At 41.3% G+C, this 24090-nt stretch carries 25 protein-coding genes; 8 read left to right on the forward strand and 17 right to left on the reverse strand.

Translation table 11 applies throughout. The features are described from left to right. Nucleotides 1-15: 15 nt before the first annotated feature. Nucleotides 16-1131, forward strand: coding sequence for a hypothetical protein (locus H3V00_RS07655; RefSeq protein WP_198207394.1), 1116 nt, complete (start codon nt 16-18; stop codon nt 1129-1131). A 34-nt stretch (nt 1132-1165) separates the two neighbouring features. Here H3V00_RS07655 and H3V00_RS07660 read toward each other — a convergent pair whose 3' ends face one another. The 7 genes from H3V00_RS07660 to H3V00_RS11435 all read right to left on the reverse strand — a co-directional run bounded on the left by H3V00_RS07660 (nt 1166) and on the right by H3V00_RS11435 (nt 7131). Then, on the reverse strand, nt 1166-1699 hold the full coding sequence (locus tag H3V00_RS07660; protein ID WP_198207396.1) for a hypothetical protein: 534 nt from the start codon (nt 1697-1699) through the stop codon (nt 1166-1168). 220 nt (nt 1700-1919) lie between these two features. Then, on the reverse strand, nt 1920-3215 hold the full coding sequence (gene ftsY / locus H3V00_RS07665) for a signal recognition particle-docking protein FtsY (protein ID WP_198207398.1): 1296 nt from the start codon (nt 3213-3215) through the stop codon (nt 1920-1922). A 215-nt stretch (nt 3216-3430) separates the two neighbouring features. Continuing rightward, nucleotides 3431-4045 carry a Type 1 glutamine amidotransferase-like domain-containing protein gene (locus H3V00_RS07670; protein ID WP_198190362.1) on the reverse strand — a complete coding sequence of 205 codons (615 nt, stop codon included), beginning with the start codon at nt 4043-4045 and terminating at the stop codon, nt 3431-3433. Nucleotides 4046-4089: 44 nt separating this feature from the next. Continuing rightward, the gene (locus H3V00_RS07675) at nt 4090-4641 is read right to left on the reverse strand and encodes a 5'-3'-deoxyribonucleotidase (protein ID WP_198207400.1); all 552 of its coding nucleotides are present in this window, start codon (nt 4639-4641) and stop codon (nt 4090-4092) included. A 43-nt stretch (nt 4642-4684) separates the two neighbouring features. Next, on the reverse strand, nt 4685-5266 hold the full coding sequence (gene ruvA / locus H3V00_RS07680) for a Holliday junction branch migration protein RuvA (RefSeq protein WP_025331789.1): 582 nt from the start codon (nt 5264-5266) through the stop codon (nt 4685-4687). A gap of 77 nt (nt 5267-5343) precedes the next feature. After that, complete coding sequence (locus tag H3V00_RS07685) at nt 5344-6093, reverse strand: septal ring lytic transglycosylase RlpA family protein (RefSeq protein WP_269146745.1); 750 nt, start codon at nt 6091-6093, stop codon at nt 5344-5346. Nucleotides 6094-6420: 327 nt separating this feature from the next. Next, on the reverse strand, nt 6421-7131 hold the full coding sequence (locus H3V00_RS11435) for a ComF family protein (protein ID WP_232335960.1): 711 nt from the start codon (nt 7129-7131) through the stop codon (nt 6421-6423). On the opposite strand from H3V00_RS11435, the gene bioH reads away from it, so the two are divergent. The 3 genes from bioH to H3V00_RS07705 are packed head-to-tail and all read left to right on the forward strand — an operon-like array spanning nt 7130 to nt 9593. Then, the gene (gene bioH, locus H3V00_RS07695; RefSeq protein WP_025331791.1) at nt 7130-7882 is read left to right on the forward strand and encodes a pimeloyl-ACP methyl ester esterase BioH; all 753 of its coding nucleotides are present in this window, start codon (nt 7130-7132) and stop codon (nt 7880-7882) included. The genes H3V00_RS11435 and bioH overlap by 2 nt on opposite strands. Further along, nucleotides 7879-8679, forward strand: a complete 801-nt coding sequence (locus H3V00_RS07700) for a methyltransferase domain-containing protein (protein WP_174832507.1) — start codon at nt 7879-7881, stop codon at nt 8677-8679. The genes bioH and H3V00_RS07700 overlap by 4 nt, the downstream gene beginning before the upstream one ends. Before the next feature lie 23 nt (nt 8680-8702). Further along, complete coding sequence (locus H3V00_RS07705) at nt 8703-9593, forward strand: patatin-like phospholipase family protein (protein ID WP_078475239.1); 891 nt, start codon at nt 8703-8705, stop codon at nt 9591-9593. A 292-nt stretch (nt 9594-9885) separates the two neighbouring features. Here H3V00_RS07705 and H3V00_RS07710 read toward each other — a convergent pair whose 3' ends face one another. Next, on the reverse strand, nt 9886-10545 hold the full coding sequence (locus tag H3V00_RS07710) for an NADPH-dependent F420 reductase (protein ID WP_198207402.1): 660 nt from the start codon (nt 10543-10545) through the stop codon (nt 9886-9888). A 120-nt stretch (nt 10546-10665) separates the two neighbouring features. On the opposite strand from H3V00_RS07710, the gene H3V00_RS07715 reads away from it, so the two are divergent. Next, nucleotides 10666-11538 carry a LysR family transcriptional regulator gene (locus tag H3V00_RS07715; RefSeq protein ID WP_198207404.1) on the forward strand — a complete coding sequence of 291 codons (873 nt, stop codon included), beginning with the start codon at nt 10666-10668 and terminating at the stop codon, nt 11536-11538. Between the two features lie 255 nt (nt 11539-11793). On the opposite strand, the gene H3V00_RS07720 is transcribed toward H3V00_RS07715, so the two are convergent. The 9 genes from H3V00_RS07720 to metE all read right to left on the reverse strand — a co-directional run bounded on the left by H3V00_RS07720 (nt 11794) and on the right by metE (nt 19452). Further along, a complete protein-coding gene (locus H3V00_RS07720) occupies nt 11794-12201 on the reverse strand; it encodes a DUF6201 family protein (RefSeq protein WP_025331796.1) in 408 nt (135 codons plus the stop codon). A gap of 67 nt (nt 12202-12268) precedes the next feature. Further along, nucleotides 12269-12682 (reverse strand): DUF6201 family protein, encoded by a 414-nt coding sequence (locus H3V00_RS07725; protein ID WP_025331797.1) that lies wholly within the window; start codon nt 12680-12682, stop codon nt 12269-12271. Between the two features lie 324 nt (nt 12683-13006). Further along, a complete protein-coding gene (locus H3V00_RS07730; RefSeq protein WP_198231797.1) occupies nt 13007-13414 on the reverse strand; it encodes a DUF6201 family protein in 408 nt (135 codons plus the stop codon). An 80-nt stretch (nt 13415-13494) separates the two neighbouring features. Further along, nucleotides 13495-13899 carry a DUF6201 family protein gene (locus tag H3V00_RS07735; protein ID WP_255516790.1) on the reverse strand — a complete coding sequence of 135 codons (405 nt, stop codon included), beginning with the start codon at nt 13897-13899 and terminating at the stop codon, nt 13495-13497. Nucleotides 13900-14223: 324 nt separating this feature from the next. Further along, on the reverse strand, nt 14224-14634 hold the full coding sequence (locus H3V00_RS07740; protein WP_198207410.1) for a DUF6201 family protein: 411 nt from the start codon (nt 14632-14634) through the stop codon (nt 14224-14226). Nucleotides 14635-14676: 42 nt separating this feature from the next. Continuing rightward, the gene (locus tag H3V00_RS07745; RefSeq protein WP_255516791.1) at nt 14677-15120 is read right to left on the reverse strand and encodes a DUF6201 family protein; all 444 of its coding nucleotides are present in this window, start codon (nt 15118-15120) and stop codon (nt 14677-14679) included. A gap of 220 nt (nt 15121-15340) precedes the next feature. After that, the gene (locus H3V00_RS07750) at nt 15341-16276 is read right to left on the reverse strand and encodes a DUF6402 family protein (RefSeq protein WP_198207413.1); all 936 of its coding nucleotides are present in this window, start codon (nt 16274-16276) and stop codon (nt 15341-15343) included. Nucleotides 16277-16278: 2 nt separating this feature from the next. After that, nucleotides 16279-16773, reverse strand: coding sequence for a PAAR domain-containing protein (locus H3V00_RS07755; protein ID WP_198207415.1), 495 nt, complete (start codon nt 16771-16773; stop codon nt 16279-16281). A 405-nt stretch (nt 16774-17178) separates the two neighbouring features. Next, nucleotides 17179-19452 (reverse strand): 5-methyltetrahydropteroyltriglutamate--homocysteine S-methyltransferase, encoded by a 2274-nt coding sequence (gene metE / locus H3V00_RS07760; protein ID WP_198207417.1) that lies wholly within the window; start codon nt 19450-19452, stop codon nt 17179-17181. A 300-nt stretch (nt 19453-19752) separates the two neighbouring features. On the opposite strand from metE, the gene H3V00_RS07765 reads away from it, so the two are divergent. The 3 genes from H3V00_RS07765 (at nt 19753) to H3V00_RS07775 (ending at nt 23617) form a co-directional block, all read left to right on the forward strand. Then, nucleotides 19753-20685 carry a LysR family transcriptional regulator gene (locus H3V00_RS07765; protein WP_084585708.1) on the forward strand — a complete coding sequence of 311 codons (933 nt, stop codon included), beginning with the start codon at nt 19753-19755 and terminating at the stop codon, nt 20683-20685. A gap of 242 nt (nt 20686-20927) precedes the next feature. Continuing rightward, entirely contained in the window at nt 20928-23147 is a 2220-nt protein-coding gene (locus H3V00_RS07770) for a UvrD-helicase domain-containing protein (RefSeq protein WP_198207419.1), read from the forward strand. 50 nt (nt 23148-23197) lie between these two features. After that, nucleotides 23198-23617 (forward strand): HIT family protein, encoded by a 420-nt coding sequence (locus H3V00_RS07775; protein ID WP_025331807.1) that lies wholly within the window; start codon nt 23198-23200, stop codon nt 23615-23617. Nucleotides 23618-24090 lie beyond the last annotated feature (473 nt).

Raw genomic sequence — 24090 nt, forward strand, 5'->3', positions numbered from 1 at the left:
CTAAAAAAAATATATATGTCTAATAAACAGGAAACCAGTACTACAGTAGCCAAGATACCGATTAAAAATATTTGGTTACTGTTACTTTATGCTTCTGATTTATACCAGACTTTGGGTAAACAGCAACGAGTTCAATTGGAAAATAATCCTGAAGATCTGATTAAGCTGGCTGCCGAATTGTATTGTAAGGCTACCGAAAAACTCATGCGATCATTATCCTGCGGATATACACAACAGACGCAAATACTGAATCGTGTCAGAGGAAAAATAGATATTCTTGCTACAGTACGACAGCATTTACTGGAAAAGGGCAGAATACAATGTCAGTTTGAGGTTTTAACTATTGATACACCAAAAAACCGCTATATTCATGCAGCCGCTCACACTTTATTGCCTCTGATAGAGGATGAAAAATTAAAAATCCGATGTCAGAAAATTATCAGTCACTTTAATACACTGAAAATAGGCCAGTCAACTCACTATGATTTCAGAGCCGACTATTTTGATCGGTCCGGCACACAAGATAGATATTTACTCACCTTATGCCGTCTTATTTTTAAGCTGGCTATTCCGACAGAACAGGCCGGCGTGCAATCGGCCGAACAAATTAATAAAACTGATACTTGGTTACGGCAATTATTTGAAAAGGCTACAATAGGCTTTGCCCGGGTTAATCTGCCAGCCAGCAGATGGAAAATCAGTTCCGGTGAAAAGTTATTCTGGCAGCAGAAGTCTGCAAGTAACAATATAAATAAATTTCTGCCCCAAATGCGAACAGATTTAATTATTGAACACTCAGCCTGCCAGCATCGTATGATTATCGATACAAAATGTACCTCTATTGTTCGGCAATCAGGTTCTAATAATAGCAAAAAGTTTAAAAGTGCACATATTTATCAGCTTTATGCCTACCTGAGAAGTCAGGAAAACACTACTGATGCCCCATCTTGTCATGCAACCGGGATGTTACTGTATCCGGCTATTGATGAGAACATAAATGAACATGTCATTATTCAAAACCACACAATCAGATTTTCTACCATCAATTTACAGGAAGATTCCAGACTAATCAGAAAAAATCTTCTGCGTTTATTAAGCCAGTGTAATTGTATACCTACCAATAATAAATAATTTAGATTATCTACCCTGATTACCTATCCGCCAATCACGTATTTTTTGGATATACCTGAATAAGAGCAGCCAGTTTTTCTACTAATTCTTTCCAGTTACTATCTTTTACCAGTAAAAAACCTTCTTTATTAACCTTTTCACCTTGTTTCAACATTTTTTTCTGATTAATTACCCATGCTCTATAATCAGAAGGAATCTGTACCAAGTCCAGATGTGCTGCTAACACTTCTCTTGACTCAGGATTAACCGGCTTGGCCAGATACCAGGTAAATCTGTCTTCAATACAAACCAGTCTGGTTAAGTCCAACTCTAAAATATAATCACCGCGTGAGTTAAATAAAATAACGTAAAACGGCTGTCCATTATTCCAGGAAGTATAACGAATAGAAGACTGATCAGGAAAAGTTAGTTGCTGATAACAACCATCTACACTGTCTACGGCCTGCTCATCAACTTCTTCTAACTCCGCTTTTTCAAAAAAATCAGCCAGATACTCCATGATATCGAAACCAAACTTCTGATGTTGTTTGAATAAGTTGCTGTTTAATCTAGTTTCATTTTCGGCCATTTGTATCTCCACTTTAATAATTAGCTTCTTTATTAATTTATTTTACTATCAATAAATTTGTATGGTAAGACTAATTGAGTCTTATAGTATTTTTGATGCATTCTGCTCAATGTTCCGGCTGCTATTTCTATAATTATACTTTCTCGAAAACATCAGTTTATACTGAAACAGTGAAAAGCCGTCTATTCATTTTTATAGCCGGCTTTTATCTGACATTTTATTATTCATCCTCAATTAATGCATCTACAAATGCCCGGGCATCAAACGGGCGTAAATCATCAATACCTTCGCCCACACCGATAAAGCGTACCGGAACCGGTCGCTTGGCTGCCAGCGCCGCGAGAATACCGCCTTTGGCCGTACCATCCAGTTTGGAAACAATCAGACCGGTTAATCCGAGCGCATCATCAAAGGCTACAACCTGATTGATAGCATTCTGACCCACATTGGCATCCAGTACCAGCATGACTTCATGCGGAGCGTCAGGCAAGGATTTTTGCAGGACGCGTTTTACTTTTTTGATTTCTTCCATCAGATGCAGCTGAGTAGGCAGGCGACCGGCAGTGTCTGCCAGTACCACATCAATACCGCGTGCTTTGGCCGCCTCCAGAGCATCATAACAGACTGCTGCTGAGTCGCCGGAAGCCTGAGCAATCACGGTGACATTATTGCGTTCACCCCATTGCTGCAATTGTTCGCGGGCTGCTGCACGAAAGGTATCGCCGGCAGCCAGCAGCACGCTTTTACCCTGACTTTGAAAATATTTCGCCAGTTTACCGATACTGGTAGTTTTACCGGCACCATTCACACCGGCCATCATAATCACAAAGGGCTTTTTATCATCCGGTAAAATCAGTGGCTGATCCAGCGGCAACAGTAATTCATACAGAGCATCTTTCAGAGCACTGCGCAGCTCATCTCCGTTTTTCAGCCCTTTCAGGGTAACCCGCTGGCGCACCTGCGCCAGCAGTTTTTCTGTGGCTTCAATTCCCATATCACTGGTAAGCAATACGGTTTCCAGTTCTTCATACAAATCTTCGTCGATTTTACCGCCGCCAAATACAGAAGCCAGAGATTTGGCCATTTGATTGCGGGATTTGCTCAGCCCCTGTTTTAGCCGTGCAGTCCAGCTCAGTTTAGCCGGTTTTTCTGTCTGCTCACTCACTGTATCCGGCTCAGCAGCTATCACAACTGTGTTTTCACTAGCGACAGGTGTCTGAACTGGTGAAGCAGTATCGTCTGTTACAGCAATGGCTGCCGGTTCATCTACTGCTGTGGGTACAATAATATCTTTTTCCGTTTCGGCCTGTGGTTGAACGGAAGCGGTGTCTGCCTGCTCAGGTTTTTCTGCAACAGGATCACTGATAGCCGGTTCAGGCTGCGGTATTACTTCAGTCTGAGCAGAATCATCAGCTATATTCTGTAATTGTTCTGAGTTTTCCTGCTGGTGAGGGGCCGGTACGGGCTTTTCAGCAACTGGCTCAGTATTTTTTTTTCGTTTAAAAAATCCAAACATGGGCTTTCCTGAATACGATATGAGGCCAAAGCTGAATCACAACCGATCTTTGGCATTGGAATAATTGTGCTATTGTAGCTTACAGAGGTTTATTTGATAATGTGCTGCGATACTATTATTTATTTTATTCAGATAGTTTTGCCTTAAAATACTTCTGTACAGGTTAAAAATCAGACAGAACAAACTGGGTTGGCTGCGTATTTACAGCTCTGAATTTACACCACCACATAGTTATGATTAATAACAACAATAGCCTGAGAGTTATTAAAAGTTACCAAATTCAAACGTTTACTATATTCTGCATAGGTTTGCCGGGCTGACTGGACAAAAGGTTCATCAATATAATGCGGCAGAGGATAAAAATCGATGCAATTTAAACCTGTATAATTGTTTAGTTCCGGAGCCAGGCTGCTGTCATCCATTATTTTATTATATTCTATGTCTGCTGCCAGAATAATTGCACCGGCAGATTCGCCAATATAAACGCAGCCTCCAGCAATTCTTTGAGCAAGCAGCCGGTCAAGATTTTTTCTTTTCAGTTCCTGCAATAAATAAAATGTATTACCGCCGGTTATGCAAATGATTTCTGCTGCCGAAAAAGCAGTATGGCTCTGGCGGATATCCGCTGTGGCAATATCCAGTAAATCAAGTTTCAATCCAAGCTGTGTTAATACTGATTTACCTTCATCTATATATTTTGTGTAGCCTTCAACATTACCGGCTGTAGGGATAAACAGGACACGTTTGCTGTTAATTTTATTGTTCTGCATAAAATCGGCAAGCTTCTGACCGGTTCCGGCAATGTAAGATGTTAAAAAAATCGTTTGCATTGTAGTTTCCAGCCTCTCTGTTTTATATAGTCAGGTCACCGAACTTAATTATTTAGTAATTCAGACCATGTTTCCGGTTGTTCCCAGTTTATCCGATACAATTCAGTCTGATGCCGATTATAGGGCTGATCATAAATCCAGTGTTGCCATTGCGGCACCAGACTGCCGCTTATCTGAGGTTTATCATCAATCAGAATATCGCCGCGCACCCAGGTTTTATCTTTGGTCAGAATTATGCGCTGCATCCAGTCTTCACCCAGATGCTGGCATACCCAATCAAATTTTTCGGATACACAATAGTGATAATCCTGTATAGGCGAGGTACAAATACGCACATCATGGCCGGCCTCCAGCAGGCACTTAGCTGCTGAAATACCATGCTGCATAGGCGGTAATGAAGCAAAAAAACCTTTACTGCTATAAATTTGCGCCAGTTGGCGGTGAAACTCGGAAGCCATATCATCACGCAGGTAAAAATGTCTGCGTTCTTTCAGAGGCAGCGGTTGCTGATAGGTTTGCTGCCATAGTTGTCTTACTCCCTGCTCAAAGTCGGCCAGAACACCATCCTGATCCAGCAAAATCAATTTAGATGCCATACAAATTCCCGTGGTGGCGTATATGATTATAAAGCAAATTAATTTATAGCATGTTTTTTAAAGCCAGCCGTACACCTTCACTGACGTCTGTACCTGCCGGTATATTTTTACAGGCAGTACGGGCTTCTTTATCGGTATAGCCTAAAGCAAGCAATGTATTAATAATATCTTCGTTATTGCCGGCTGTATTCTGTGTAAATAAACCGGTAGCATCATCACTGGCGGCGGCAAGTTTGCCACGCAATTCCAGTACCATGCGTTCTGCGGTTTTTTTACCGATGCCTGGTGCAGCTGTCAGGCGTTTAATATCTTCAGTAGCAATAGCGGCAGCCAGCTCCTCACTGGTCAGTGCGGATAAAATACCCAGAGCACTTTTGGCTCCGATACCGCTTACCTTTACTAATGCACGGAATGTTTCCCGTTCTTCGCGGGAACCGAAACCAAATAGCAGATGAGCGTCTTCACGCACGACCAGCTGCGTATACAGTGCAGTTTCTTCACCTGCGGCCGGTAAAGTATAAAAGGTTTGCATGGAAACCTGAGCTTCATAGCCTACGCCATGAACATCCAGTACCACTACCGGCGGATTTTTTTCCAATATGATTCCGCGTAAACGGCTAATCATGATATTCCCTTCCCAACAGCCAGATATATAAAAGCCCGTGCATCATATCACGGGCTTTTTTCTGAGCTTGAGCAATTTTACAATACAGTCAGCATTGATTTTTTGGCCTCATCGGCACGCTGCTGCTGTTTAAACGGACCCATGCGGACAACATAGCTGTTCTGAACTTTCACAAGCTTAGCCTGCTGTTCGCTTCCTGCACTCTGTAAATGACGTGAAGTGGTTTTCAGATATTTCTGAGCCTGCTCCTTACTGTCAAATTTCTGCAGATCCACGTAAATATTACCACTGGTACCTGCCGGTTGCAGACGCTCTCCGGGCAGAATCTGCTCTACCCGTACCTGAGCAGTACCGGCACGTACAAACCCTAACTGCTGTGCGGCAGCATAGGATACATCCATTACCCGGTTAGCATGAAAGGGACCGCGATCATTAATACGTACAACCACTGTCTTTCCATTGGACAGATTGGTTACCCGTGCATAACTGGGGATAGGTAAAGTCGGATGGGCGGCGGTCAGCATCTGGCTGTCAAAGCGCTCACCTGATGAAGTTTTACGGCCATGAAAATTTTTGCCATAGTAGGAAGCTTTACCTACCTGACTGAAACTGGCCACTTTTTGTAGCGGATAATAACGTTTGCCCGCTACCTGATAGCTAAGATTAGCTGTTTTATGCAGATGCTCTGCAGGTACTACTGTAAGATTAGATACTGATTTTTTGGGATGATAAACTGGTGCAGACAAATTACCTGATGGTCCGGCATATGCCGCACTCAATCCAAGTACCATGGCAACACTAATAAATAACAATTTAATTCTGATCAAACCGTATTTCCGTTTCTTTGAGTAAAAGACGCAAAAACCAGACACGCAATTACCATTTGCGGGTAAACAATACATAGTCCGGTAAAGACTGAATTTCTACTAAGACAGCAAAAAACAGTGGCAGCCACTTTAAAATGTGGCAGAAGAGGCTGGTGCCTCAATTGGCAAGAACAAACACCGGCTGTGATTAAAACAGCACACTGGCGGGTTCTGAAAATCGCTTACTAACCGGCAAAATCGCCTTGGTTGTAATGCAGTTAACAATTGAATCAGGTATTTAACTGGGCGACACTATGCCAAACAGACTTCAGTCTGTCAAAGATTTTTTCATTCCGGATGTGCGAGTGTCCAGACATAAACCTGCGCAACACCTGATTTCTTAAGGGTCTGAGCCAATTCAAAAATTGTTGCGCCGGTGGTCACAACATCATCTATTAACAACAAGTTACGTTTTTTAACTGCGCTATTAAGGCGAAATACACCGCGTACATTATGCAAACGTGCTGATTTTTTTAAAGTTGATTGCGGTGGCCGGTGACAACGCTCTATCCAGTCTGGTGTCACTACCGGCAAGGTATAGTGTCTGGCAATGATTGCAGCCAGTAACTGGCTCTGATTGAAACCACGCTCAAACAGGCGCCTGCGGCTCAGCGGCATAGCCAGTACAGCATCTATTTTTACCTTCTCCAGCCACTGCGGCGGCTGTGCCAGCATCAGTGCTGCCAGCGTATCCAGTAAAGCAAGCTGCCGCTGATGCTTAAATGCACGCAGCATTTGCTGTAATGGTGCAGCATAACGGTAACTGGCATATAAAGTTGTAAAAGGCCACTTCTGGCCGCACTGTTCACACACTCCGGCTGTCAGCCCGCCGGCACGGCAACGCAGACAGATATCAGTATCAGAACGCCGCAAAGCAGCCATATCCTGCCTGCATGACCGGCACAAACCTGAGACATCCGCACAATCGTGGCATAATAAACAGTGCGGTGCGCCGATGCAGGCGTGCCAGAATGAAGTAAGCAATGAAGTTATACTCATGATCACACCTTCGCAAACGTTATTGATACATGGCTGGGGCGCTAACCACCATATATTCGACCTTTTACAAGCATATCTGCCAGCCCCATGGCAACAAAACTGGTATACCCCGGACCTGCCCGGGCATGGCTGTGCACCGTTTAACGGCAATTTCAGTATAGACAGTATTGCAGACCAGCTGGCCGCACAGCTTATGGCTCCTGCACATCTGCTTGGCTGGTCACTGGGCGGGATGGTGGCACTGACTCTGGCTGCCCGCTATCCGGAGAAAGTAGCCACACTGTGTCTGACTGCCAGTCTGGTCAGACTATTGGCCGACAGCGATTATCCGCAAGGGCTGAAACGTACCAGCCTCAATATTATGGCCGATAAATTTCGTGAAGATTATCCCAAATACATGCAGCAGTTTCTACAATTACAGATGCTGTATGCAGACACTTCAGCACAAGCCAGTGTTAACAGCCTGATACCGGCTATCTGTCAGTATGGACCGCCTGCTGCTCTTAACGCGGCTTTGCATGCGTTAGAACAGGCTGATTTACGCCCTTTACTCAGTAGCATAAACTGTCCGGTATTACTGGTTTATGGTGATCGCGATGCCATTACCCCGCCACGTATGGGTGAATACATTCATCAGCGGCTGCCGCAAAGCGAATGGTGCCTCCTGCCACAGGCTGCACATACACCGTTTTTAAGCCATCCTGATCAATTTGCCCGTGCACTGTGCCAATTTTGGGAGCGACACACATGACAACTCTGCCACACAAGCCAGACTGGTTTCTCCATGCACATCTGGCCGCTACGCTGGATGAACGTCTGTGTATTCTGAAACAACCGCCGGAACAGATTATCCTCGCAGCAGCAGACGGTGATGAAAGTTACCGTTTGCTCAGCATGCGTTATCCGCATGCGCATTTTCAGGAGTATGACAGTCGTGAGGCTTATTTACAGGCAGCACAGATTATTCGCAAAGCCAAGCAAAACTGGTGGCAAAAACTCCACAGCAATCTGCCAGCACAAACCGTTTCCGACCGGCTTCCCGGTAACCAGTCTGCTGATATGGTCTGGAGTAACCTTGGTCTGATTCACCAGAATGATCCCGTGGCTGTTATCAGAAACTGGGCCGGAGCTTTAAAACCGGATGGTTTGCTTTTTTTCAGCCACTTTGGTCCGGATACCCTGAAAGAAGTCATGACACTTTGGCGTACAGAGGGTATAGTAGTGAAAACACCGAATCTGATCGATATGCACGATCTTGGGGACATGTTGTTTCAGCACGGTTTTTATGATCCGGTAACAGACATGGATATGCTGACTCTGCAATACACCAATGCAGAGCGCTTTATTGATGACATGCGCACAGCCGGACTATGGCAAAGTCTGCAATTTAACAGTGAAATCGATGCAGTTCGTATTCTGGCTAATGCATGGCAGAGCAATGATATTCAAAATGTTACACTTGAGCTGGTGTACGGACACGGTGTTAAAAAACAGGTACTGCCCGACAATACAGCACCAGTACAATTTTATCCCTCATCTACAATTTAGAATCCGAACATTATTAATATAATATGAAATTCTCGGCATTATTGCGTAATAGCATTCTTATTATTACTACATTCGTTACCATCACTGCCTGTAAAAACACCACACCGGTTACCCCTCCTGCTCCGGCCAAACCACGCGCTGTTATCGGGCTGGCACTTGGTGGCGGAGTTTCTAAAGGCTTTGCGCATATAGGGGTAATTAAAGTCTTACAGGAAAACCATATTCCGGTAAGGGTTGTTACCGGTACCAGTGCCGGTGCACTGGTTGGCAGCATGTATGCTTCCGGTATGAGCCCGGACAGGCTGGAGCTTGAGGCTGAAATACTGAATAAAACCGATTTAGTTGATCCGGTACTGTCTACATCCGGCTTTATCAAAGGACAAAAACTGCAGGATTACATCAACAACAAAGTTCGCAATAAACCGATTCAGCAGTTTCCTATCCGTTTCGGCGCAGTGGCTACTGAATTCGGTACCGGCCGCATGGCTGTTTTCAACAGTGGTAATGCCGGACAGGCAGTACGTGCATCAGCCAGTATACCCAATGTTTTTCAGCCCACAGTAATCGGCAATAAAAGTTTTGTCGATGGCGGTCTGGTTGCTCCGGTACCGGTCACAGCAGCCAAACAGCTGGGTGCCAATGTAGTTATCGCGGTAGATATATCTGCTAAACCGGCACGTCTGACCAGTCAGGGATTCTTTTCGTATCTTGACCAGAGCCTGAATATCATGAGCGCATCAGCCCTGAACAGCGAACTGAGCAAAGCTCAGGTCGTAATCCGTCCTCAGGTACAGAAACTGGGTACAGTAGGCGGTTTTGACCAGAAAACTCAGGCTATCCGGCTGGGTGAACAGGCTGCCAGAGCAGCCTTACCGCAAATTCGTGCGGCACTGGCGAAATATCAGGTTAACTAAACCATATAAAACAGCGAACAACCTGTGCAGACTGCCTGTGTGGCAGTCTGCGTTTTTATTCTGGTTAATACTAATTAAAATATTGCAAACTGAATAACCGCTGATTTAATGAATTTTAACCATAGAACAGATTACTGGCTGATAGCAAAAAGCTTACCGAATACTATTTCTGAATTAAATATAACTTATAAAAAGCCCGATGATTACGGTTTTTTTAATTTGTTTAATTACCAAATTCAATCAGAATAGCAGAATAATGAAACCTGTTTATATCTTAGTAACATTCAGTTTTTTATTTCCATGAATTTTCAGGTAAATCAATATTTCTTTGGGCTTGCTCCAGTGCCTCTTGTAATTGCCGGATATTTAACGGAACACAATAAGCAGGTTTAGCCCGCTCAAATCGCCAGCTATCAGACAGCAGACCGGCATCAACAAAATCATAACCAACCTGATCCAATATTTTAAATACAGTTTGTTTAGCAGTTAAATCATTGCCTGCCACAGGAATGGCTCTTCTGTTTAATTTATCGTTCGGTCTGGCATCTTTAATAACATCGCTTGCCAGAATCGCATTAAAAACTTTAACCACTTTGGATTTCGAAAAATGCTGAGCAACCAATTCACTGGTTGTGAGTTCACGCTTATCTAATTGCGGCCAGTGCCCGTCGCGATCGGGATAATAGTTCATGGTATCTAATACTATTTTATTACTCATTGATTCAGCAGGTAGTTGCAGATAATTATTAAATGGAATAGCAATCAGAATAATTTCTGCAAACTCAATAGCTTCTTCCTGGCTTCCAGTTTCACAGCCTATGCTGCTGGCCACACTGAACAATGTATTTTTCCCTCTGGAATTACTCACCATCACTTGATAGCCTGCCTGCATAAATAGCTTTGCCCAGGCCTGACCGATAAATCCTGCTCCGATAATGCCAATCTTTTTCATCGTAATATTTCCTTTTCTAAATAGTGCGCTGTATTATCAGTACAAATTAAAAGGCAATAAATACAAATAAAATTGATTGATTAACAACTGAGAGTTGGCAATATGAATTTATTCCGATGTATGCAAGCATTTATTCTGACCGTAAAAACCGGTTCTTTTGCCGCAGCGTCCGTTTCATTAAATACATCACCGCAAATGATTGCTAAATACATAGCATTTTTAGAAAATTATTTAGGATTAAAACTGCTTAACCGAACCACACGATCACAGAATCTGACTGAATTCGGCAAACAATATTACCCGAAATGCTTATTTATTTTAGCGGAAATCCAGGCAACTAAAGTACTTGCACAACAATTCAGTGAAGAGCCAAAAGGCAATTTAAGAATTAGTGCTCCCGTAAGCTATGGTTATTACAATTTAATACCGGTAATCAGCGATTTTATGAAACGCTATCCAAAAGTAGAAGTTGATATTCAATTAAGTGATCGCTATGTAGATTTGGTTCAGGACAATTTTGATGTTGTGTTCCGTATTGGCCAGTTAGCTGATTCAGGTTTAATTGCGCGAAAATTAAAACCCTATCAACTCACTTTTGCCGCTTCTCCCAGTTATCTGGTTCAGCATGGTGTTCCTTCTGTACCAAAGGATTTAGAGAAGCACAATTGTCTTATTTATCAGTACATGAATCCAAATAAAAATGATTACCTTTGGCCATTTATGATAAATGGAAAAAAAGTTAACGTTTCTATATCAGGTTCATTACAAAGCAATGAGACTCTGGTATTAGCAAAAGCCGCAATTGAAGGACTGGGTATTACTATGTTGCCCGAATCCATGCTTAGCGATGCCATCAGACAAAATAAATTACTCCCCATATTACAAGATTTTTTACCACCGGCAAAAGAAGTACATTTGCTTTATACAGCCGACAGACAACGGCCGTCAAAACACAATATTTTTATTGAATTTGTGATTAATGCTATGTCTTAGTTGCTGCTATTTGTTATATCAGTGATATCAAAATGAATATATCTAACTTCACAATTTACAAATTGGTTTTATCGGTATTTTAATGATTGATTCATCTGGTATTGCTTTATTGATACCTGTATATCTTCTATATCAGTTAAACCAGATTTTTATATTTATTGCCCTGCATTTAAGAAATTTCTTAAGCTAAGATGATTTTTTATAAGTGAAACAAAAATAAATAATCATCCAAGAATCTTGCTAATCCAGTTTAAATTACTTGATTGACACTACTTTATGATTACGTATGGTTGTAGAAAAATCGTGTCCTTCTAAACCATGATTTGTCGCACAAATAAAATCATTATTTGTTTTATCAGGAAAAGATATCATTTCATACATTACTTGTTCACTAATATATTCAAAATAAGATACTCTCCATAACTCTTCTCCCTTTTTATTATATAGGACAATAAAATATTTATTACCGCCTAATATTTGCATAATTGAAATTGGTGAAGTGGGCAGATGTTTGTATATATTGGCATAGTACTCACCATCTTCACTTTTTATGGTTGTATAAAGATTAAAATTTCCGTAAAAACTGGATGACGAAAACAGACACAGCCAATAGAAAAAAGCAAATAAACCTATTATTTTTATCCATTTTATACTTTTTTTCATAATCCGTCGCTCCATACTTTTATTATATCCATTTTTAATGCTGATTGTGCACTATACTACCGTATACTTAATTTATTTTATTTGTTATATCAACTATTTTTCTGCCTTCATCAAAATATTTTAATAAATTACTTTTTTTAGTCGGTAGCATAAAAGAATGTATACCACCATCGCTTAGATAAGCATAATGAGGTGAACGCCATATTTTCTTACCCTGTTTGTTATATAAAACATAAAAATATCGCTTCCCCTGTATCAATTCATAGACTGCCAGCGGGGTTGTTGGCAGATGCTGATACATATTTATGTAATACTCACCATCCACTCCTTCTACTGTGTCGGACAAATTAAAATCACCATAAAAACTGGAGGACGAGAAAAACCACCACCACATCACCATAATTAGCACTAATATAATTTTTATAAATACAGCATTTTTGCGTAGTATATTTTTAAAAAATATATGGATATTATGTTTCATAATATTTCCTATGGTTTTGTTTAATTTGATATTGATATTAATACCATCATAACCATCACTTTTTCTAACAGCTAAATATTTTTCATTACTCCCGGAAGATTTAAATCCGGTATCAATATCTATTCAGGAAAAAGCCAAACTGAATAACTTCCAACTACCTACAAATATTTATCGTATAAAATAAATTTTTGTCATTTGTTATGATATGAAATATGCAAGCAAAAAAGGGGGCTTTTATTATTCAATATTTTATTTCGTTTGATTTTTGAGTTAAATCGACTTAATCCTATCCTGCATCCAAATATTTTGCTAACCCGGTTTAAATTACTTGATTGACACTACTTTATGATTACGTATGGTTGTAGAAAAATCGTGTCCGTCGAAACCATGATTTGTCGGGCAAATAAAATCATTATTTGTTTTATCAGGAAAAGACATCATATTATACAATGCTTCTTCACTAATATATTCAAAATAAGATACTCTCCATAGCTCTTCTCCCTTTTTATTATATAGGACAATGAAATATTTATCACCGCCTAATATTTGCATAATTGAAATTGGTGAAGTGGGCAGATGTTTGTATATATTGGCATAGTACTCACCATCTTCACTTTTTACTGTTGAATCAAGATTAAAATTTCCGTAAAAACTGGATGACGAAAACAGACACAGCCAATAGAAAAATGCAAAATAACCTATCATTTTTATCCATTTTATGATTTTTTTCATAATCCGTCGCTCCATACTTTTATTATAGACTGGCTTCCATCTTTAATACTGTTTGTGTTCTATATTACTGTATACTTAATTTATTTTATTGTTATATTAACTGTTTTCCATTCTTTATCATAATATTCGAATGAATTACTTTTTTTAGTCGGTATCGAAAAACTATCTACATTATCGTATAGATAAGCATAATGGGGTGAACGCCAAATTTTTTTACCTTGTTTGTTATATAAAACATAAAAATATCGATCCCCCTGTATCAATTCATAGACCGCCAGCGGGGTTGTTGGCAGATGCTCATATACATTTATGTAATACTCACGATCCTCTCCGTTTATTGTCTCGCACAGATTAAAATCACCATAAAAACTGGAGGACGAGAAAAACCACCACCACATCACCATAATTAACACTAATATAATTTTTATAAATACAGCATTTTTGCGTAGTATATTTTTAAAAAATATATGGATATTATGTTTCATTTAATTTCCTATGGTTTTGTTTAATTTTATATTGATATTAATATCATCATAACCATCACTTTTTCTAAAAGCTAAATATTTTTCATTACATCCGGAAGATTTAAATCCGACATCGATATCTATTCAGGAAACAGCCAAACTGAATAACTTCCAACTACCTACAAATATTTATCGTATAAAATAAATTTTTGTCATTTGTTATGATATGAAATATGCAAGCAAAAAAGGGGGCTTTTATTATTTAATATTTTATCTCGTTTAATTTTTGAGTTAAATTAACTTAATTCTATCCTGCATCCAAAAATTTTGCTAACCCGGTTTAAATTACTTGATTGGTACTACTTTATGATTACGTATGATTGTAGAAAAATCGTGTCCCTCTATACCATGATCTGTAAAAAATAGAAAATTATTTCCTGTTTTATTAGGAAAAAAAATTTCTTGATATAATATCGTCTCTTTACTAAGATATTCAAAAAAAGAGCATCTCCATAGTTCTTCTCCCTTTTTATTGTATAAAACGACGAAGTATTTATTACCGCCTAATATTTGCACAATTGAAATTGGTGAAGTGGGCAGATGTTTGTATATATTGACATAGTACTCACCATCTTCACTTTTTATAGTTGTATAAAGATTAAAATTTCCGTAAAAACTGGATGACGAAAACAGACACAGCCAATAGAAAAAAGCAAAATAACCTATTATTTTTATCATTTTTATGCTTTTTTTCATAATCCGTCGCTCCATACTTTTATTATAGACTGGTTTTCATCTTTAAGGCTGATTATGCTCTATATCACCGTATACTTCCTTGATTTTATTCCTTATATCAGCATCGCTCCAGTCTTCTTCTGAATATCTTAATAATTTACTGTCTTTAGTAGGAATAAACAAAGGATTTACATTGTCATATAAATAAGCATAATAAGGTGAATGCCATATTTTCTTACCCTGTTTGTTATATAAAACATAAAAATACCGATCCCCCTTTATCAATTCATAGACTGCCAGCGGGGTTGTTGGCAGATGCTCATACATATTTATGTAATACTCACCATCCACTCCTTCTACTGTACCGTACAGATTAAAATCACCATAAAAACTGGAGGACGAGAAAAACCACCACCACATCACCATAATTAGCACTAATATAATTTTTATAAATACAGCATTTTTGCGTAGTATATTTTTAAAAAATATATGGATATTATGTTTCATTTAATTTCCTATGGTTTTGTTTAATTTTATATTGATATTAATATCATCATAACCATCACTTTTTCTAAAAGCTAAATATTTTTCATTACGCCCGGAAAATTTTAATCCGGCATCAATATCTATTCAGGAAATAGTCAAACCAAATAATTTCCAACTTTGCGGAAATGGTTATAAATAATCAATAGAAATCAAACCAGACAAAGCTGAAAAAATTTCTAAATTATTTTATAGCATCTAATTGAGTTACTCTATGATCATCTAAAGGGTCATCCCAGTAAACATCCGAAAAAACTACAAAATCAATACCGGTATTTTTCACTTGCTGCCATTTTCTGAAATCACTATTCCAAACCATTGCATAATTTTGCATAGCCAAATCATATATTCGCTTCCAACTTTTCGATTCAAAAAGGTTTAGATATTCTTTTGCCTTTGCAGCACCAAGCATTTCATTTTTATTCCAGACACCCAGAAATTGCGTACCGAGAAAATCATAGGTATCTTTTATATAAAAACCGATTTTTTCAGTGATAAAGACATTTTTTCCGTCACGTACCGTTTGATAACCACATGGCACAATTTTTAATGTTGACAAGCCTATCGCGCCCATAAAATCATTAATGGACATTCCAGATCCGTAGTAACTATAGTAGCTGTAGCCAGAGCCGGAGGCACCGGAAATACCGGAAAAACTGTAAGAGCCGAAAGGGTCATAATCAGCTTTTCCAATTGTAGTTTTATTTACATATAAATATGTATCAAGCATTTTAACATCATTTAGTTTTTTAAGCTCACCTTTATTTTTAATAAGCCTTTCTTTTAGCAGTTTTAATCCCTGGTAACTTTGCCAGTCTTTCTTTAATTGTTTAATCGCTTTCTGTACAGGTTCAAATTTCATTGCCCATTGCATTTTTACAATAGAATCATTTACATGTTCTGGCGGTATATTTATTGCCGGTCCTGTTACATAAAGATTTTTTGTCTTGTCATTGAAAGGTTTAGCTGGCTTTCCGTTAAACCAGTGCCGCATCAGCTGTGCTGCAACTACCCAGCCCATTTTATCCATAGCAGCAGGAATCTGGTCTAAGGTAAAAATATCTGCATTCAGAGTAGTCTTGGGTGCTGATTTCATAGTGTGGGTTTTTAATTCTGCCATAATTACATCCCTATCTCAGTTTGAACTAAATAGCTTACTTCTATCTGCTCAGGCTGCGAAGTTTGTACGGTATGCATATGTCCATCGCGGTTTGATTCTCCCGTTATGATACCTGAAGCCGTTTTGATAGCATAAGCCACACCATAAGTATTAACGTTTTCCGGGGTTTTAATATGAAAGCTGCGGGAATACGGCATACTGCTAACAGATTTAGATAGTCTGTCTTCAATATAGCTGTCAGTTATGGAAGGAATTAAGCGTGCTTTACATGGACAAGTACTGATACTGCTGATTGAACCAGCTAATTTTTTTGATGGATTAAACATATTGCCGACTCCTCCGGTAATACGGTAGGTTCCGCTATGTCTTCCACAGGTAACCCAATCGCCCTCCCATGCGGCAGCACTACCATGCCATAAGATCATACTGTCACCACTGATAATTTTACCGCCACAAGTCGTACGATCCCCAACTCTTAAAAAATATCCTTTAGCCAACTTTATCTCCCAAGTAATTAAAAAATTTTCATTAGATAAATGACAATTAAAATTCTATTAATAAATAAAATTTACAACAATAGTAAACTATTATTATTTTATATTAATTGAGTTAGATTAATTTTTTTTTTACCCATTGTAAATAATAATGAATAGGGTTTGTCTGATATTGGATAAATATTTTATCGGATATCAGTAATATTTAATTATATATGCATATATTATGTATTTATATAATGAACTGAGTATTTACTCAGATATATTCCAATTTATAAGCACATACAGATGCCTGATTATCTTGTTTGATTAAAAGTAAAATTAACTTAATATTATTGGTATATTCTACCAATCGAGCATACAAAACCGCCCCGGCAAACCGGGGCGGTGTGTTAAGCTAAATCTGAATTATGCAGTTAATTCTGCACGCAGTTTTTTGGTTACATTAACCATAACTTCCAGCGCTGCTTTGGTTTCCGGCCATCCGCGTGTTTTCAGTCCGCAATCTGGATTTACCCACAACCGACGCTGATCAATGACTTTCAGTGCTTTACGCAACAGATGTTCGACTTCGGCTTCAGTAGGCACACGCGGGCTGTGGATATCATATACGCCGGGGCCGATATCATTCGGATAGCTGAATTTAACAAAAGCATCCAGTAATTCCATATCAGAACGGGAAGTTTCAATGGTAATTACATCAGCATCCATGCTGGCAATAGCCGGCAGAATATCATTAAATTCAGAATAGCACATATGTGTATGAATCTGAGTGCTGTCATCCGCATCAGTGGAAGTGAGGCGGAATGATTCACATGCCCAGACCAGATATTCATCCCATTGCGCACGTTTCAGCGGCAAGGCTTCACGAATGGCCGGCTCATCAATCTGAATAACGCGAATACCGGCTTTTTCCAGATCCAGTACTTCGTCGTTCAGTGCCAGCGCAATCTGTTTGCACACCAGACTTAATGGTACATCGTTGCGTACAAAACTCCATTTCATCATGGTTACCGGTCCGGTAAGCATACCTTTCATCGGACGTTTGGTCAGAGATTGTGCATAAGAAGACCAGGCAACAGTCATGGCTTTCGGGCGTGCCACATCACCAAAAATAATCGGTGGTTTAACACAGCGGGAACCATAGCTCTGTACCCAGCCATACTGAGTAAAGCAGTAACCATCCAGCTGTTCACCAAAGTATTCAACCATATCATTGCGCTCAGCTTCACCATGTACCAGTACATCGATATCCAGCTGTTCCTGCTGCTCAACACAGTAGGCAATGTCTTTTTTCATAGCCGCTTCGTAATCGGCAGCGCTCAGTTCACCCTTTTTAAAGGCGGCGCGTGCCTGACGAATTTCCTGTGTCTGTGGAAATGAACCGATAGTGGTGGTTGGTAGCAGAGGCAGATTCATCCATTGCTGTTGTTTTTCAATCCGTTGTGCAAACGGGCTATGGCGTTGGTCGGCATGTTCGCGCAGGCTGGCTACGCGCTGTGCAACCTTATCATTATGAATCAGTTTACTGGTTTTGCGTCCGGCAGCCGCAGCATCAGAAGCCGCAAGAGCCTCCTGTACGGAATCTTTACCGTGTGCCAGTGCCTGTTTGATGATACCCAGTTCCTGTAGTTTCTGGGCAGCAAAGGCAAGCCAGTTTTTGATTTCAGGGTTAAGTTTCTCCTCTGCACTTAAATCCTGCGGACTGTGCAACAGTGAACAGCTCGGCGCAATCCATAAATTATTACCCAGCTGAGTAGCTACCGGCGCCAGCAGTTCTATCACTTCACGCAGATTGGCGCGCCATACGTTACGTCCGTCGATCAGACCAACCGACAATACTTTATTTTCCGGCCATGCATTGGCAAATTCAGCCAGTTGCTCAGGTGCCCGCACACAATCAATATGTACGCCGTTAACCGGCAGGTTTTTGAGCAGATTAATATGTTCGGCAACGCTGCCAAAATAGGTGCCGATAATAATACGGGTACCGGTAATCGCCAGCTCCTGATAAGTGGGAGCAAAGGCATCCAGCCACTCACGGGCAATATCTACGGCAAGAATCGGTTCGTCAATCTGTATCCAGTCAACACCGACATTGGCCAGTTCACGTAACAGTTTCTGATATTCAGGCAGCAGACGCGGCAATAATTCCAGACGATTATGACCGGCATCTTTTTCTTTACCCAGCCACAACAGAGTAAGCGGACCCACCAGTGTAGGTTTAATATCATGTCTGGTGGCTTTGGCTTCTTCTATCTGGGCAATCAGACTGGCTGCATTGGCCTTAAAACTGGTGTTCTGATGCCATTCAGGTACGATATAGTGGTAGTTGGTATCAAACCATTTGGTCATTTCCATTGCTACCTGACTGGCATTACCGCGTGCCAGTTCAAAATACTGAGACAGGGTCAGTTTATCTGCGTCAAAACCAAAACGTGCCGGAATGGCGCCCAGTGCACACAGCGTATCCAGTACGTGGTCGTAATATGAAAAATCACCTACCGGCAGCAGATCGGCACCAGCGGCAATCTGGGTTGCCCAGTTTTTCTGGCGGATATCTGCCGCTGTCTGGCGCAGCTCGGCTTCGCTTTTTGCGCCTTTCCAGAATGCTTCAACGGCAAATTTTAATTCACGCTTAGCACCAACACGCGGATAACCAGACAGATGGAATGTATTCATATTTGTTTCTCCCTATTACGAATGATGGATTTCAATAACGGCCAGTGTGCGTGAGTTATGACATTACGACAAGCGATAAATTTTGCAGTTCTGTATGAATTTTTTTAATACTATATTTCAGACTAGTGTAATCCAAGAGTATGATATGGTATACAGGTGTTAAGTTTGTAAATAGATAACTGGCTATCAGTAAGGTAATTATTGTTCTATTCATATAAATGATATTTATAAGCAGTCTGGCTGTTTATGAATTTTTTAACTTGAATTTGTAGTTAAAAATACTCATCAAAGGCGGAATACATGGAGTCGATTATTGAACTGCGCCATCTGCGCACTTTGCTGGCTCTGGAAGAAACCGGCAGCGTATCGATGGCGGCAAAAAGGGTTTTTCTGACCCAGTCTGCTCTGTCACACCAGATTCGTGTTCTGGAACATTTCTATGGTACCCCCCTGTTTGAACGTAAATCCAACCCGATTCACTTTACTCCGGTAGGTATGCGGCTGTTACAGCTGGCACGAGAAATCACGCCGCTGGTCACAGTAGCAGAGCTGGATATGGCGCAGATAATTGAAGGTGAGGCAGGGGAGCTGAGGGTAGCGGTAGAGTGCCATACCTGCTTTGACTGGCTGATGCCGGCCATGGATGCTTTCCGGGCGCTGTGGCCTAAAGTAGAGCTGGATATTGTTTCCGGCTTTCAGGCCGATCCGGTTGGGTTATTGCTGACTCACCGTGCTGATCTGGCAATCGTATCCGAATATGCTCCGCAGCCGGGGATTATTTTTCAGCCATTGTTTGCCTATGAAATGGTCGGCATTTGCGCGAAGGATCACCCGCTGGCGGCTAAAAGTGTGTGGCAGGCTCAGGATTTTGAGAATGAAACACTGATCACCTATCCGGTACCGGATGATATGCTGGATTTACTGCGTAAGGTTTTAAAACCGGCCGGGGTACAGCCGGCACGGCGTAACAGTGAACTGACGATAGCCATTATTCAGCTGGTTTCCAGCCGGCGCGGCATTGCTGCTTTGCCTTACTGGACGGTTATGCCGTATCTGGAAAAAGGCTATGTAGTAGCACGGCAGATTGGCGATATACCGCTGCAAAGTGAATTGTATGCCGCCATGCGCGAAACAGACAGTAATAAAAGCTATCTGGATAATTTCTGCCAGATTGTGCGCGAACGCAGCTTTGCCGACTTACCCGGACTCAGCCCGCTCAGCACGCCGGACTAGTCTGCAACCGGCAATCTGATTTATTAAAGGAGCAGGGCAGATATTCGGCAAAGCGCTGATATTTTGCTCTGCTCTTGTTTGGTATCGTCAGCCAGAATTTTACGCAACATCCATTGTCCTGCTTAAGCTCAGTTTGTGCAGATGTCAGATAAATCTTCTTGTGCTGCATAAATACCATAAAATAATCCATAAGCATATTTTTCAAAGCGATTTTTCAGGCTTAATCAGCTACAATAAGCACTATGGAAATTTTATCTTCTGCCGGTCTGCTGACCGGTCTTAATAGTGAACAATTAGCCGCCGTTACCTGGCCTGCGCAACCGGCACTGGTACTGGCGGGTGCAGGAAGTGGTAAAACCAGAGTACTGACCACACGTATTGCCTGGTTATTGCAGACTGGTCAGGCCAGTGTACACAGCATTCTGGCCGTTACCTTTACCAATAAGGCGGCTAAAGAAATGCAATTGCGCCTGAGCACGCTGTTACCGGTTTCGGTACGGGCGATGTGGCTGGGGACATTTCACGGGCTGTGCCATCGGTTTTTACGACTGCACCATCAGGAAGCAGCACTGCCCAAGACATTTCAGATTCTGGATATGGGTGATCAGCTTTCCGTAGTCAAGCGCTTGCTCAAACAACTGAATATTGCTGAAGAAATTATCTCACCGCGCAGTCTGCAAGGATTCATTAATGCACAAAAAGAAAACGGATTGCGTGCTTCGCGTTTATCGGCCCGCGACCCGCATGAACGGCAAATGATTGAATGTTATGCCGCCTATGACAGTTTGTGCCGGAATGAAGGGGTAGTGGATTTTGCGGAATTAATGTTACGCAGTTATGAAATTCTGCAGAGTAATGAAATATTGCGCAATCATTACCAGAACCGTTTTAATCATGTGCTGATTGATGAATTTCAGGATACAAATAAATTACAGTATGCATGGCTAAAATTACTGGCCGGAGAGCATGCAGCGGTTTTCGCCGTGGGAGATGACGACCAGAGTATTTATCGCTTTCGCGGTGCCGAAGTAGCCAATATGACCCGCTTTCTGAATGAATTTCATGTTGGCGAACCCATCCGGCTGGAACAAAATTACCGTTCGGTAGGCAATATTCTGACTGCAGCCAATGCGGTGATTGCACACAACGCCAGCCGTCTGGGTAAAAATCTGCGCACTCAGGCCGGCGATGGCGAAAAAATCCGTGTGCTTCAGGCAATTAATGATCTTGAAGAAGCGCAGTTTGTGGTTGATGAAGTTAAGGCTTTACACCGCGAAGGGCTGAATTATATGCAGATGGCTGTACTGTATCGCAGTAATGCCCAGTCGCGGGTTCTGGAACAGGCTCTGTTCCGCGCCGGTATACCTTACAAAATTTATGGCGGCCTGCGCTTTTATGAGCGTCAGGAAATCAAACATGCACTGGCTTACCTGCGTCTGGCGGTTAACCCCAATGATGATAATGCATTATTACGGGTAATCAATGTACCGGCACGCGGCATCGGCGCGCGGAGTGTTGAAAACATTCAGGCGGCAGCCAATGAAGCTCATACTTCGTTATGGCAGGCGGCCATCAGTTTATCAGAGAAAAACAGTAAAATTGCTGCTTTTATCCGCCTGATTGAAAATTTACAGCAACAGGCTGCGCAAGTTTCTCTGCAGGAACTGATGGCTGCTGCCATCTATGATAGCGGTCTGATGGAACACTACCGTACCCAGAAAGGTGAACAGCAGGAACGCATCAACAACCTGGAAGAATTACTGAATGCGGCAGTGGCATTTAAACCGCAGGAATCCGGTTTTGATATGGAACCTGAGTATGATGAAAACGATCCTTTATTTCCGGTACTGTCTTTTTTAAGTACTGCCTCGCTGGAAGCAGGAGAGCATCAGGCCGGTCAGGGTGAAGATGCCTTGCAGTTAATGACTGTGCATGCAGCCAAGGGGTTGGAATTTGATGGTGTATTTCTGACAGGGCTGGAAGAAGGTTTATTCCCCAGTGAATACAGCATGGCCGAACGCGACGGGCTGGAAGAAGAGCGGCGCCTGATGTATGTAGCCATCACCAGAGCACGAAAACGCCTGTATTTAACAATGGCAGAACAACGCCTGTTACACGGACAAACGCATTTTGCCCTGCCATCACGCTTTGTGGATGAAATACCGGAAGAGGTATTGCAATATCTGTCTGCTCACAGAAACTCTCTGATAGCCCGGCAACAGTCCACGCAGAGAACCAATCCGTTTCACAGCCGCAGCAAACTGGCAGAAACACAGGAGAGCTCGGATTTTGACGGCTTTCAGCTAGGACAGAATGTTTATCATGAACGTTTCGGCACAGGTGTCATCATAGATGCTACCCGGAAAGCTGAAGGGGCACGCCTGACCATCAATTTCGGTAAACAGGGGATTAAAGAGCTGGATACCGTATTTGCCAAAAGCAAGCTAAGTATTATTTCTTAAACAATTGCTCAGGTAACGGCTAGTAAGCAAAAGCCTGAGAGGAGACAGTCATGCAACAATACGACAGTAACAATATCTTTGCCCGAATTATCCGTGGTGAAATTCCTTGCCATAAAGTTTATGAGGATGAGCAGACACTGGCTTTTATGGATGTGATGCCACAGGCACGCGGCCATGTACTGGTGATTCCTAAATGTGAAGCAATAGAGTTAACTGACATGCCGCAAGATTACCTTGCTGCCGTATTCAGTGCAGCCAAAAAGATTATTAATGCGCAACGTAAAGTGTTACATCGTAATGGCGTTGTGCAATTACAGTTGTCCGGCGAACAGGCCGGTCAGTCTGTATTTCATTATCACATTCATCTGATTCCCGGACATATCCATGAACTGGGTAAACATGAAAGTGTGGCTGCTGATCAGGCAGAACTGGCGCAACTGGCTGCACAATTACGTGCAGAACTGGCCTGACCATTTTTTGATTCAATAATTATCCACAGAATTATCCACAGATAATCAGTAAAATAAATAGTATTTATTATGCTATAACCCTTGTTTTATAAGGAATTAAGCATAAAGACTGATTTTTATCCAGTTAAATACTACAAATTTGTCCACAATCATTCAGTTGTTGTACCAAATCTCCCTGTCGCTCCTGCACCTTTCGGTAAACGGAGCGATAATTTATTTCCTGGTCAATACAGATTAAATTGTTCAGTCAGTTTCAGCTTAAACGCCTTTGTGATTACAGACTAGCCATATCCTGCATATTTAGCGGAACTTAATTCACTAAAACGCCTGCTTACGCTTTTCATCAACAGGAAATGCGACAAATCATTTTTTTCTGCCGGTTTCAGCAGAAGCAAGCCTTAACCGGCCTGTATCTTTTCTTCTGATAACAAAAGCCCGCAGAAAAATTATGCTCTGCGGGCTTTTACACAGTA

It is taken from the genome of Snodgrassella sp. W6238H11, from assembly GCF_016100525.1.
GTDB lineage: Bacteria > Pseudomonadota > Gammaproteobacteria > Burkholderiales > Neisseriaceae > Snodgrassella > Snodgrassella alvi.

Coding starts and splice junctions, on each gene's coding strand:
- H3V00_RS07700 (WP_174832507.1), top strand. CDS start 7,879: ATGACAACTCTGCCACACAAGCCAGACTGGTTTCTCCATGCACATCTG.
- H3V00_RS07725 (WP_025331797.1), bottom strand. CDS start 12,682: ATGAAACATAATATCCATATATTTTTTAAAAATATACTACGCAAAAAT.
- H3V00_RS07775 (WP_025331807.1), top strand. CDS start 23,198: ATGCAACAATACGACAGTAACAATATCTTTGCCCGAATTATCCGTGGT.
- H3V00_RS07770 (WP_198207419.1), top strand. CDS start 20,928: ATGGAAATTTTATCTTCTGCCGGTCTGCTGACCGGTCTTAATAGTGAA.
- H3V00_RS07735 (WP_255516790.1), bottom strand. CDS start 13,899: ATGAAACATAATATCCATATATTTTTTAAAAATATACTACGCAAAAAT.
- H3V00_RS07715 (WP_198207404.1), top strand. CDS start 10,666: ATGCAAGCATTTATTCTGACCGTAAAAACCGGTTCTTTTGCCGCAGCG.
- bioH (WP_025331791.1), top strand. CDS start 7,130: ATGATCACACCTTCGCAAACGTTATTGATACATGGCTGGGGCGCTAAC.
- H3V00_RS07660 (WP_198207396.1), bottom strand. CDS start 1,699: ATGGCCGAAAATGAAACTAGATTAAACAGCAACTTATTCAAACAACAT.
- H3V00_RS07720 (WP_025331796.1), bottom strand. CDS start 12,201: ATGAAAAAAAGTATAAAATGGATAAAAATAATAGGTTTATTTGCTTTT.
- H3V00_RS07750 (WP_198207413.1), bottom strand. CDS start 16,276: ATGGCAGAATTAAAAACCCACACTATGAAATCAGCACCCAAGACTACT.
- H3V00_RS07710 (WP_198207402.1), bottom strand. CDS start 10,545: ATGAAAAAGATTGGCATTATCGGAGCAGGATTTATCGGTCAGGCCTGG.
- H3V00_RS07745 (WP_255516791.1), bottom strand. CDS start 15,120: ATGAAACATAATATCCATATATTTTTTAAAAATATACTACGCAAAAAT.
- H3V00_RS11435 (WP_232335960.1), bottom strand. CDS start 7,131: ATGAGTATAACTTCATTGCTTACTTCATTCTGGCACGCCTGCATCGGC.
- H3V00_RS07655 (WP_198207394.1), top strand. CDS start 16: ATGTCTAATAAACAGGAAACCAGTACTACAGTAGCCAAGATACCGATT.
- metE (WP_198207417.1), bottom strand. CDS start 19,452: ATGAATACATTCCATCTGTCTGGTTATCCGCGTGTTGGTGCTAAGCGT.
- ruvA (WP_025331789.1), bottom strand. CDS start 5,266: ATGATTAGCCGTTTACGCGGAATCATATTGGAAAAAAATCCGCCGGTA.
- H3V00_RS07765 (WP_084585708.1), top strand. CDS start 19,753: ATGGAGTCGATTATTGAACTGCGCCATCTGCGCACTTTGCTGGCTCTG.
- H3V00_RS07730 (WP_198231797.1), bottom strand. CDS start 13,414: ATGAAAAAAATCATAAAATGGATAAAAATGATAGGTTATTTTGCATTT.
- H3V00_RS07675 (WP_198207400.1), bottom strand. CDS start 4,641: ATGGCATCTAAATTGATTTTGCTGGATCAGGATGGTGTTCTGGCCGAC.
- H3V00_RS07740 (WP_198207410.1), bottom strand. CDS start 14,634: ATGAAAAAAAGCATAAAAATGATAAAAATAATAGGTTATTTTGCTTTT.
- H3V00_RS07705 (WP_078475239.1), top strand. CDS start 8,703: ATGAAATTCTCGGCATTATTGCGTAATAGCATTCTTATTATTACTACA.
- ftsY (WP_198207398.1), bottom strand. CDS start 3,215: ATGTTTGGATTTTTTAAACGAAAAAAAAATACTGAGCCAGTTGCTGAA.
- H3V00_RS07670 (WP_198190362.1), bottom strand. CDS start 4,045: ATGCAAACGATTTTTTTAACATCTTACATTGCCGGAACCGGTCAGAAG.